This is a genomic window from Falsiroseomonas oryziterrae (genome assembly GCF_021864505.1).
Taxonomy (GTDB): Bacteria; Pseudomonadota; Alphaproteobacteria; order Acetobacterales; family Acetobacteraceae; genus Falsiroseomonas; species Falsiroseomonas oryziterrae.
Genome location: NZ_JAKJIB010000120.1, coordinates 1 through 10,484 on the forward strand (window position 1 = coordinate 1; position 10,484 = coordinate 10,484).

Here is a 10,484-nt window from a genome sequence, read left to right on the forward strand (position 1 = left end):
GGCTGCCGCGCTCTGCCTCCGGCGCGGGCGCCCCATCCAGCACCGCGCCGCCGAGCCGCGCGAGCGCATCCGCCAGCGCCGGCTCCTGCCCCGCGGCATGCGGGCGAAGCCACGCCTCGGCCATGGCGGTCACGTCCAGCACGGAGGCGGCGAAGACCTGCCAGCGGCAATGGTCGAGCGCCGCCCGGAAGTCGGGATCGGCGAAGGTCTCGCGCTCATGCCGCCCGGCCTTCACCCGGCAATAGTCGAGCACCGTCTTCTGCGCCACGAAGGCGGCCTGGGCGGCCAGGAACGCCTGCAGGGCGTCGGGCGTGGCCGCACGGGCGGGGCGCAGCAGCTTCTTCAGCCACATGGATGTTTGTTAACCTTGCTCCAGAATGCGCGCATCTTGAGTGTCCTTTTCTTGACGTGATAGCGGCTTGCCTGAAAGATTTTTCACGGCTGCTCAGTTTCGGGCGAGTCGGGGAGAGCGCGTCCGGCCGGTCGGTCGCGGGTTCTTGGGGAGAGAACGATATGCCTCTGGTGGATTCACAGGAGGTCCAGGGCGCGCGCACCGCCGCCGTGGACAGGGCCACGGGGGAGGCCTACTGGAAGAAGACCTCCGGCCTGATGTGGACGGTGCTGGCGATCTGGTTCGTCGCCGGCTTCGGGATCCACCTCCTCGCGCCGATGCTGAACCCGATCCACATCCTGGGCTTCCCGCTCGGCTTCTACATGGCCGCGCAGGGCAGCCTGATCATCTTCGTCGTCGCGCTCTTCTGGTTCGGCAAGCGCCAGAACCAGATCGACGAAGAATTCGGCGTGCAGGAGGACTGATCGCATGTCGGCCTCCGCGAAGGAGAAGGATCCCTTCATCGCCTCGCTCGGCAAGATCTACGCCGGGTACACGGGCGGGTTCGCCGTCTTCGTCATCCTGATCGCGATCCTCGAGCAGATGGGGGTCCCGGACCGCATCCTGGGCTACCTGTTCGTCGGCCTGACGATCGGCGTCTACGCCTACATCGGCATCATCAGCCGCACGCAGGCGGTGGCGGAATACTACGTCGCCGGCCGGCGCGTTCCCGCGCTCTACAACGGCATGGCGACCGGCTCCGACTGGATGTCGGCGGCCAGCTTCATCGGCATGGCCGGCAGCCTCTACGCGCTCGGCTACGGCGGCCTCGCCTTCATCCTGGGCTGGACCGGCGGCTACATGCTGGTGGCGGTGCTGCTCGCGCCCTACCTGCGCAAGTTCGGCCAGTACACGGTGCCCGACTTCCTCGGCGCCCGCTACGGCGGCAACGCGGCACGCCTTGTTGGCGTCATCGTGCTGATCACCGCGTCCTTCGTCTACGTCGTGGCGCAGATCGTGGGCGTGGGCATCATCACACAGCGCTTCCTCGACGTGTCCTTCGGCATCGCGGTGTTCGTCGGCCTCGCTGGCATCCTGGTCTGCTCGATGCTGGGCGGCATGCGCGCCGTCACCTGGACGCAGGTGGCGCAGTACATCGTGCTGATCATCGCCTACCTGATCCCGGCCTTCCTCATGTCGGCCAAGGTCACCGGCGTGCCGCTGCCGCAGATCATGTACGGCTTCGCGCTGGAGCGGATCGAGGGGCTGGAGAACCAGTTCCGCGCCGCGGGCATGGTGCCGCCGCCCGGCGTCACCGGCTGGCACACCCAGCCCTTCATCGGCGCGAACGGCCAGTTCTCGATGCCGGCGGCGGTGAACTTCTTCGCGCTGGTGTTCTGCCTGATGGTCGGCACCGCCGCGCTGCCGCACATCCTGATGCGCTACTTCACCACGCCCTCGGTGCGTGAGGCGCGGCAGTCCGTGGCCTGGTCGCTGTTCTTCATCTTCCTGCTGTACTTCACGGCGCCGGCCTATGCGGCGTTCGGCAAGGTCGAGATCTACCAGAACATCATCGGCCAGCCGATCGCGTCGCTGCCGGAGTGGATCAAGAACTGGCAGATCATGTCGCCCTACGGGGTGCCGTGGATCAACATCGTGGACGTCAACCGCGACGGCATCCTCCAGTGGAACGAGTTCCGCATCCACCCCGACGTCGTCGTGCTGGCGACGCCGGAGATCGCGGGCCTGCCCTACGTCATCGCCGGCCTGGTGGCCGCCGGCGGCCTCGCCGCCGCGCTCTCCACCGCGGACGGCCTGCTGCTGGCGCTCGCCAACGCGCTGTCGCACGACGTCTACTACAAGATGATCGACCGCAACGCGCCGACCGCGCGCCGGCTGATTATCTCCCGCACCCTGCTGATCATCGTCGCCATCGCGGCGGCCTGGACGGCGGGCAATGCGGGCGCCGACATCCTGTTCCTGGTCGCCTGGGCCTTCTCCATCGCCGCCGCGGGCCTCTTCGCCGCGCTGGTGATGGGCGTCTGGTACAAGAAGACCACGAACACCGGCGCCATCGCCGGCATGGCCGTCGGCTACGTCGTCACCTTCGGCTACCTGATCTGGTCGGAGTGGTTCGGACTGAACTTCGTGCAGCTCTTCGGCGCGAAGGAGCAGATCGTCGCCGCGGCCCGCCAGGTCGGCACGATCAACCCCAACTTCGTTTCGGCCGAACTGCGGGCCGAGGCGGCGGCGATCGTGGCCAACGCCGCGAACGTCAAGGACGGCGCGCTCTCCTGGTTCGGCAGCATCATCGGCATCCCGACGGATACCGTGGTGCTCCGCAACCGCGTGGTTGGCCGCCTCTGGGGCATCAACAACATCTCGGGCGGCATCATCGGCGTGCCGCTCTCGTTCCTGACCATCTGGCTGGTGTCCAAGTTCACCACGGCGCCGAGCCAGGCGATGCAGGACTTCATCGACGACATCCGCATCCCGAAGGGCGGCGTTCGCCTCGCCGACCAGCGGGAAGCGGTTGAGTAATCCCCATCACGACGCCTTCGGCGTCGCGACGGGGGCCCCGATGGGCGCTTGATCGTCGGGGCTTCGGCTCTTCCTCCGGTGGCGAAGCCACCGGAGGGTTTCGGGGGGGCGGCCACTTGTTGGCCGCCCTTTTTTCTTGCACAGGCTGCACCGGTGGCGCCGAGGGGGGCGATGCAGTCCTTCATCTCCGATTACCTTGCCTTCTGGATCCCGATGTACGTCCTGGCGCTGACCGCCTGGGCCTGCATCGGCCGCTTCCTCATGCAGGTCTTCGTGCCGGAGGAGAGCGCCAACTACATCTGGCGCGGCTTCCGCATGCTCACCGACTGGGCGGTCTGGTGCGCCCGCCGCATGGTCCCCTCCTATGTCGGCCAGCGCTTCCTACCGCTGGTCGCCGCCTGCTGGCTGTTCGGCATCCGCCTGGTCGGCGGCGTGCTGGCCATCAGCGCCGGCATGGCGCCCAGCCTCACGCCGCCGGGGGCCGGCTGAGATGACGCCGCAGAACCTCTTCGTCGCGACGGTCGGCCTCTGCCTCGTCAACGGGCTGGTCAGCCCGATGCTCGGCCTGGTCTGGATGCTGCACCCGGTCTGGATGCCGGAAATGGTGCCGCTGACGAACGAGACTGTGTTCTACGGCGCGAGCCTGATCGTCTCGACCTCCACGCTGCTGCTCTCCGCCGTCCCGGCGGCGATCGCCGAACGCGCCGGCCTGGGGCTCGACAAGGCGATGTGGGTCTGGCTCGGCGCCGCGGGGCTGCTGCTGCTGATCGGCCTCGGCTGAATCCCGCCGGGGCCGGCCACGGGGCCGCCTCCCGGCCGGGGCGCCCCCATGCTATCCGCGCCGGCCATGTCCATCGACCTCCGCACCGCCCGCCGCGTCGTGGTGAAGATCGGCTCCGCCCTCGTCGTGGACGAGCGGACGACCGCGCCGCGCGAGGCCTGGCTCGCCGGCGTCGCCGCCGACGTCGCGGCGATGCGGGCGCGCGGGACCGAGGTGATCCTGGTCTCCTCCGGCGCCATCGCGCTGGCGCGCCGCGCGCTCGGCCTCACGCGCAAGAAGCTGCGGCTGGAGGAGAAGCAGGCGGCTGCCGCCGTGGGCCAGATCCGCCTCGCCGGCGCCTGGGCGGCGGCGCTGTCCGGCGTCGGGCTCAACGCCGCGCAGCTGCTGCTGACGCTGGAGGACAGCGAGGATCGGCGCCGCTACCTGAATGCGCGCGCCACCCTCGGCACGCTGCTCTCGCTCGGCTGCATTCCGGTCATCAACGAGAACGACACCGTCGCCACCACGGAGATCCGCTTCGGCGACAACGACCGCCTGGCCGCCCGCGTCGCCGAGATGGTGGAGGCGGACGCGCTGGTGCTGCTGTCGGACATCGACGGGCTCTACACCGCCGATCCCCGCCGCGATCCGCAGGCCGCGCATCTGCCGGTGGTCGAGCACGTGACCGAGGAGATCATGGCGATGGGGGGCGAGCCACCGCCCGGCTATTCCTCCGGCGGGATGCGCACCAAGCTGATCGCCGCGCGGATCGCGACCGGCGCCGGCTGCGCCATGGCGATCGCGCTCGGCAAGCAGGACCGGCCGCTGGCGGCGATGGAAGCCGGCGCGCGCTGCACCTGGTTCCTGCCCGAGCCCGCCGGCCGTTCGGCGCGCAAGCGCTGGATCGCCGGCAGCCTCGCGCCGCTCGGCGCGCTGGTGGTGGATGACGGCGCGGCGCGTGCGCTGGCGCGCGGATCCTCGCTGCTGCCGGCCGGCGTCCGCGCCGTGGAAGGCGAGTTCCGCCGCGGCGATCCCGTCAGCGTGAAGGACGCGGCCGGTCACGAGCTGGCGCGCGGCCTGTCGGCCTATGATTCCGCCGACGCCGCGAAGATCGCCGGCCACCGCAGCGATGCGCTGGAGGAGATCCTGGGCTGGCGCGGCCGCGACGAGATCATCCACCGCGACGATCTGGTGCTGCTGGCGACGTCCTGACGGGGCACGCTTCGCAGCCGTGCCGTCCTGCGGCAGGCTGCCATGCCCGCCGCAGGAGACCCGCCATGCGTCCGCTCCGCCTCGCCGCCGCGTTCGCGCTGCTTGCCGCGCCCGCGCTCGCGCAGACCCATCTGCGCATCGGCATTGGCGCCGATCCGAACGTGCTGGACCCGGCGCAATCCGGCTCCTTCGTGGAGCGCGTCGTCTTCTCCGCCCTCTGCGACAAGCTGGTGGATGTCGGGCCCGACCTGCAGTTCCGCCCCGAGCTGGCCACCGCCTGGGCGTGGTCGCCGGATGGCCGCGCGCTGACGCTGACGCTGCGGGACGGTGCGCGCTTCCAGGACGGCGCGCCGGTGGACGCGGCGGCGGTAAAGGCCAATCTCGACCGCTACCGCACCGCGCGAGAATCCCGTCGCCGCACCGAGCTGCGCCCGGTCTCCGACGTGCAGGTGGTGGATGCGCGCACCGTCCGCCTCGTGCTGTCGGAGCCCTTCGCGCCGCTGCTCTCCGTGCTGTCGGACCGCGCCGGCATGATGCTCTCGCCCGCCGTGCTGCCGATGGCGGAACGTGTCGGCGAGAACCCGGTCTGCTCCGGGCCCTTCCGCCTGACGCGCCGCATCGCGCAGGACCGCATCGAGATGGAGAAGCACCAGGGCCACTGGAACGCGGCGAACATCCACTTCGACCGGCTCACCTTCCTGCCGATCCCCGACAACAACGTCCGCATGCTGAACCTGCGTGGCGGGCAGCTCGACCTGATCGAGCGCGTCGCCCCCACCGACATCCCGGCTGTGGAGCGCGACCGGCGGCTGCGGCTCGTTTCGGGTGCCTCCATCGCCTACCAGACGATGAGCATCAATGTCGGCGCCGGCCCGCTCGCCCAGCGCCCGCTCGGCGCGGATCCGCGCGTGCGGGAGGCGCTGGAGCTCTCGATCGACCGCGCCATCATCAACCAGGTCGCGCTCGAAGGCCGCTTCACCCCAAACAACCAGCCGGAGGCGCCGGGCACGGCGTATCACTTCGCCGACCTGGCACCACCCGCGCGCGATCCGGCGCGGGCCCGCGCGCTGCTGCGCGCCGCCGGGCACGACCGCGTCGCCTTCACGCTGAAAGTGCCGAACCAGCCCGTGGATGCGCAGGTCGCGCAGATCATCCAGGCGATGGCCGCCGAAGGCGGCTTCGACATCCGGCTCGAGGTGCTGGAAGCCAGCGCGATGGTCGCCTCGACCCAGCGCGGCGACTACGAGGCGGCGATCGCGATCTGGTCGGGCCGGCCGGATCCGGACGGCAACATCGCCTTCTGGCTCGCCTCGGACGGGTTCCTGAACTGGGGGCGCTACGCCAATCCGCGGCTCGACGAGTTGTTCAACCGCGCCCGCGCGGTCACCGCCGTGCCGGAGCGCCAGCGCCTGTATCACGAGGCGACACGCATCTGGATGGCCGATCGGCCGCACCTGATGCTCTACCACCACCGCTGGTTCTGGGCGATGCGCGCCGAGCTTCAGGGCTTCGAGCCCAGCCCTGACGGCATCATCCGTCTGGCGGGACTGCGCCTGGCGCGCTGAAGCGTCCCGATGACCGGAGGGTCTTCAGCCCCCGAGGGCTGAATCGGGCCGCCCCACAGGCAAGGGGCGGCCCCCTCGGGCCGCCCCTGCACCCGCGGGCATCAGCCGCGGGTGTTGCGCGAGGTGCCGGCCATGCGCGCCGGCGCCTGGTCGCCGTAGAACAGGCTCGCATCGTTCCCCGTGCCGACCACGCGCGGCATGCCGCCGCGGGGCTGCGCGATCTCGGCCGAGAGCACCTCGGTGCTCGCGCTCTCGCCGCTGCCGGTCATGCGGCTCAGCGCGCCGCCGACGATGTTCAGGCTCGGCGTCGCATATTCGACCGAGGCGTTCTCGCCGCTGCCGACGACGCGCGGATAGCTGGTGTCCGCCGCGGCGGCGGTGCCGAAGCCGGCCGCGACCAGGGTGGCGGCGGCGAAGCGGGTGATGATCCTCATGACACTCTCCTCTCGATGATGCGGCGGCCGTCCTGGCCCCGCGGGTTTCGTCCATCCGCGTCACGCGGCGTGTCCGATGGGCGCAAGCTGCGCCCGCGGCGTGTCGCGGCGATGTCGCCGATGGTCTCGCGCCTGTCGGGCCGTGTTGCGCCGGTGTGTCGTGCGTCTCGGTCCGGCACGCGCCGTTGCGATCCGCCTCTGCCCCGTCCGGGCCGTGCGACGCAGGCGACACGCGTCGGCGTGCACGGTCGGCCTGGGAGCGCCGTCATGCCCGCACCGCCGGTCCGGCCTGCGCGATGCGCAGGGGCGGCAGCGGATCGAGGATGAAGGGCGCAAGCTCCTCCGCCTCGGTGCAGCGCGGGCTCGCCTCGGCGACGCGCGGCGCGGCGTCGAGGCTGCCCGTCGCCGGCACTCCGCCGGCGAGGCCGACATGCACCAGGGCGGAAGCCGCGAGCCCTGCAAGGACGTCGAGGCGTGTCATCGGTGGTCTCCTGACTGCTGGGCACTCCCTGGCCGGCGAGACCCCGTCGCGACGCTCGCGGCGGCGCCGGCAGCGGGCGGTCCGACTGCCTGGCCTTGGCCTGGATGGCCGGTGCCGCCCGACAGCATCAGGCGCCTTGCGGCCGGCTGAAGTCCCGAGGACACGGCGAACTCTTCGCGAAGTCGCGGCGAGGTCGCGGCGAACTGCGCGGAGACGGAACGGTACGCGCCTTCCCCCGCCCTGCCGCGCGCGCTACTGCTGCGCGCGGAGGCCCCGATGAACGCCGTCGCCGACGAAGTGACCCGCCTGCTGGAGACCGCTGCGCGCGCCGCGCGCGAGGCCGCGCATGCGCTGTCGGTCGCGCCGCGGCCGCAGAAGGACGCAGCGTTGCGTGCTGCCGCCGCCGCGCTGCGCGCACGCTGCGACAGCGTGCTCGCGGCGAACGCCGAGGACCTGGCCGCCGCGACGGATCTGACCGACGCGTTCCGCGATCGCCTGACGCTCACGCCCGCACGCGTGGAGGCGATGGCGAAGGGCCTCGACGAGATCGCCGAGCTGCCCGATCCGGTCGGCCGCGTGCTGACCGAATGGACGCGTCCGAACGGCCTTCTCATCCGCCGCGTCGCGCAGCCGATCGGCGTCGTCGGCATGATCTACGAGAGCCGCCCGAACGTGACGGCCGACGCCGGCGGCCTCTGCCTGAAGGCCGGCAGCGCAGTGATCCTGCGCGGCGGGCGCGAGAGCCTGCGCAGCGCGCTCGCCATCCATGCCTGCGTGGCGCAGGGGCTGCGCGAGTCCGGGCTGCCGGAAGCGGCGGTGCAGGTCGCGCCCACCGCCGATCGCGGCTTCGTCGCCGCGATGCTGCGCGCCGCCGGCCTCATCGACCTCATCGTGCCGCGCGGCGGCAAGGGCCTGGTGACGCGGGTGATGGAGGAGGCGCGCGTGCCCGTCCTCGCGCATGCCGAAGGGCTCTGCCACACCTATGTCCACGCGGCCGCCGACCACGCCATGGCGCGCGCCATCGTCGCCAACGCGAAGATGCGCCGCACTGGCATCTGTGGCGCGACCGAGACGCTGCTGATCGACGCCGCCATCGCGCCCGCGCTGCTGCCCGCCATCGTCGGCGACCTGCGTGCGCTGGGCTGCCGCTTCCGTGCCGATTCGCGCGCGCGCGCCATCGTCGCCGACCTCGACGCCGCGACGGAGGAGGATTTCCGCACCGAATGGCTCGACGCCGTGCTGTCGGTGAAGGTGGTGGACGGCGTGGACGACGCGCTCGACCACATCCGCCGCTATGGCAGCGAGCACACCGAGGCGATCGTCACGCAGGACGAGGCGGTGGCGCAGCATTTCCTCGCGCGCCTCGGCTCCGCCGTCGGCATGTGGAACGCGTCGACGCAGTTCTGCGACGGCGGCGAGTTCGGCTTCGGCGCCGAGATCGGCATCGCGACCGGACGCCTGCATGCGCGCGGCCCGGTCGGCCTCGAGCAGCTCTGCACCTACCGCTACCAGGTGATCGGCACGGGCCAGCTGCGGCCCTAGCCTATCCCTTCACCGCCGTGATGCTGAGCCCGAGAGGCAACCAGGCCTCGCCGGGCCAGCGCCACAGCGTCGGGTCCACCTCGTCCCGCACCAGCCCGCGAAACATCTGCCAGCACACGGCCGGGTGCTCGCGCACGCGCTCCAGACGCAGCCCCGCGGCGCGCAGCGCCTCCAGGATGTCCGTGAGCGGGTGCAGCCAGCTCATTGTCCGGCTGTTCTGGAGGCGCGCGCCCTCGTTCGCGTAGTCGCCCGGCTCGTCCCAGATGCGGCCGGCGCGCTCGAAATACGGCACCTCCCAGCCGGGCAGGCCGTCGCCCGCGCGGCGCCCCACATCGTCGAACACCAACGCCACCGGATGCGCATCGGCGAAGACCAGCGCGCCACCCGGCTTGAGGAAATGCGCGACGATCCGCGCCCAGCCCGGCAGGTCCGGGAACCACCAGATCGTGCCCCAGCTCGCGAAGACGCGGTCGAAGGACGCCGCTTCGCCGGGCAGCGCGGCATCCGCCGCGAGCACGTCGGATTCGACGAAGCGCGCCGCCACGCCGCATTCGGCCGCGAGCGCCCGCGCCGCGGCCAGCGCCGGCGGGCTGAAATCCACGCCCACCACCTCCGCCGCGCCACGCTGCGCGATGGCGACCGTGTCGTCGCCTATATGGCATTGCAGGTGCAGCACGCGCAGCCCGGCGACGTCGCCGAGCTCCGCCTCCGCGATGCTGTCCATCCGCCCGCGTCCGGCGCGGTGCGAGGACAGGTCGTAGCCGCCGGGCGCGAGATGCACCGCCGCCCGCTCGTCCCAGCTCGCCCGGTTCAGCGCCCGCCAATCCTCGCCCATCGCCGCCTCCTGCCTGCCGGAACCCATCGCGGTGCGCCTGCGCAGGGTCTAGGCTGCACCGAAGCCAGGGACACGCGCCATGCCTGCCTATCTGATCGCCAACATCGAGGTCACTGACCCGGAGGGCTTCGAGCGCTACCGCGCCGCGGTGCCGCCGGTGATCGCCGCGCATGGCGGGCGCTATCTGGTGCGCGGCGGCGCGCAGACGGCGCTCGAGGGCGCGCTGGCGCTGAAGCGGCTGGTGATCCTGGAGTTTCCCTCGATGGCGGCGGCGCAGGCCTTCTACGCCAGCCCGGACTACGCGCCGCTGCTCGCGCTGCGGCTGGCGACGACGCGGAGCGACGTGGTGCTGGTGGAGGGCCATGCGCCCGGCTGAGCCGCGCACGCGCTCGGCATGACCGGCTCGCGCGCGGCGGCCTTAGCATCCGGGCCGGTGGAGGCTAGGAACACGCCCATGCGACGCCTGCTCGCCGCCCTGCTGGTCATCGCGGCCCCCCTTCCCGCCGCGGCCGCCTGCCCTTCGGTCGCGGAGGTGGCGCGGCTCGCCTCGGCGATCCTGGATCGGCGGGCACCACCGGCACCGCGCGCCGACCTGACCATGGCGGATGCGCTCTGCGCGCGCGACCGGCTCGTCGCCGCACTGGCGCAGCCCTGGGGCGACCAGGTCGGCTGGAAGGTCGGCCCCGCCGCGCCGGGCGCGCCGCCTGTCGCCGGCGCGCTGTTCTTCGGCACGCTGCGCGAGCGCGCGCGCGAGACCTTCCCTTCCGGCGCCGCGCCCGCCTT

The 10,484-nt window shown here is 71.9% G+C and carries 12 protein-coding genes and 1 pseudogene; 9 read left to right on the forward strand and 4 right to left on the reverse strand.

What is annotated here, in order from left to right; all coding sequences use genetic code 11:
- A partial coding sequence (locus L2I40_RS11560) for a hypothetical protein (RefSeq protein WP_237215109.1) occupies positions 1–352 on the reverse strand: 352 nt, incomplete at its 3' end.
- A gap of 170 nt (positions 353–522) precedes the next feature.
- On the opposite strand from L2I40_RS11560, the gene L2I40_RS11565 reads away from it, so the two are divergent.
- From L2I40_RS11565 to L2I40_RS11590, 6 genes are all read left to right on the forward strand, one after another.
- Positions 523–816 (forward strand): DUF4212 domain-containing protein, encoded by a 294-nt coding sequence (locus L2I40_RS11565; protein ID WP_237215110.1) that lies wholly within the window; start codon positions 523–525, stop codon positions 814–816.
- 4 nt (positions 817–820) lie between these two features.
- Positions 821–2,872 carry a sodium:solute symporter family protein gene (locus tag L2I40_RS11570; RefSeq protein ID WP_237215111.1) on the forward strand — a complete coding sequence of 684 codons (2,052 nt, stop codon included), beginning with the start codon at positions 821–823 and terminating at the stop codon, positions 2,870–2,872.
- Between the two features lie 171 nt (positions 2,873–3,043).
- Positions 3,044–3,361, forward strand: a complete 318-nt coding sequence (locus tag L2I40_RS11575; protein WP_237215112.1) for a YggT family protein — start codon at positions 3,044–3,046, stop codon at positions 3,359–3,361.
- A gap of 1 nt (position 3,362) precedes the next feature.
- Positions 3,363–3,653 carry a hypothetical protein gene (locus L2I40_RS11580; RefSeq protein WP_237215113.1) on the forward strand — a complete coding sequence of 97 codons (291 nt, stop codon included), beginning with the start codon at positions 3,363–3,365 and terminating at the stop codon, positions 3,651–3,653.
- 66 nt (positions 3,654–3,719) lie between these two features.
- Complete coding sequence (gene proB / locus L2I40_RS11585; protein WP_237215114.1) at positions 3,720–4,844, forward strand: glutamate 5-kinase; 1,125 nt, start codon at positions 3,720–3,722, stop codon at positions 4,842–4,844.
- 65 nt (positions 4,845–4,909) lie between these two features.
- On the forward strand, positions 4,910–6,409 hold the full coding sequence (locus tag L2I40_RS11590) for an ABC transporter substrate-binding protein (RefSeq protein ID WP_237215115.1): 1,500 nt from the start codon (positions 4,910–4,912) through the stop codon (positions 6,407–6,409).
- Between the two features lie 101 nt (positions 6,410–6,510).
- On the opposite strand, the gene L2I40_RS11595 is transcribed toward L2I40_RS11590, so the two are convergent.
- Entirely contained in the window at positions 6,511–6,843 is a 333-nt protein-coding gene (locus L2I40_RS11595) for a hypothetical protein (RefSeq protein WP_237215116.1), read from the reverse strand.
- A gap of 265 nt (positions 6,844–7,108) precedes the next feature.
- A complete protein-coding gene (locus L2I40_RS11600) occupies positions 7,109–7,324 on the reverse strand; it encodes a hypothetical protein (RefSeq protein ID WP_237215117.1) in 216 nt (71 codons plus the stop codon).
- Positions 7,325–7,600: 276 nt separating this feature from the next.
- Here L2I40_RS11600 and L2I40_RS11605 point away from each other — a divergent pair, with 276 nt between their 5' ends.
- Positions 7,601–8,866, forward strand: coding sequence for a glutamate-5-semialdehyde dehydrogenase (locus L2I40_RS11605; RefSeq protein ID WP_237215118.1), 1,266 nt, complete (start codon positions 7,601–7,603; stop codon positions 8,864–8,866).
- Between the two features lies 1 nt (position 8,867).
- On the opposite strand, the gene L2I40_RS11610 is transcribed toward L2I40_RS11605, so the two are convergent.
- On the reverse strand, positions 8,868–9,701 hold the full coding sequence (locus tag L2I40_RS11610; RefSeq protein WP_237215119.1) for a class I SAM-dependent methyltransferase: 834 nt from the start codon (positions 9,699–9,701) through the stop codon (positions 8,868–8,870).
- Between the two features lie 79 nt (positions 9,702–9,780).
- Here L2I40_RS11610 and L2I40_RS11615 point away from each other — a divergent pair, with 79 nt between their 5' ends.
- On the forward strand, positions 9,781–10,077 hold the full coding sequence (locus L2I40_RS11615) for a DUF1330 domain-containing protein (protein ID WP_237215120.1): 297 nt from the start codon (positions 9,781–9,783) through the stop codon (positions 10,075–10,077).
- Between the two features lie 78 nt (positions 10,078–10,155).
- A pseudogene (locus L2I40_RS11620) lies at positions 10,156–10,484 on the forward strand (hypothetical protein); the annotation flags it as partial.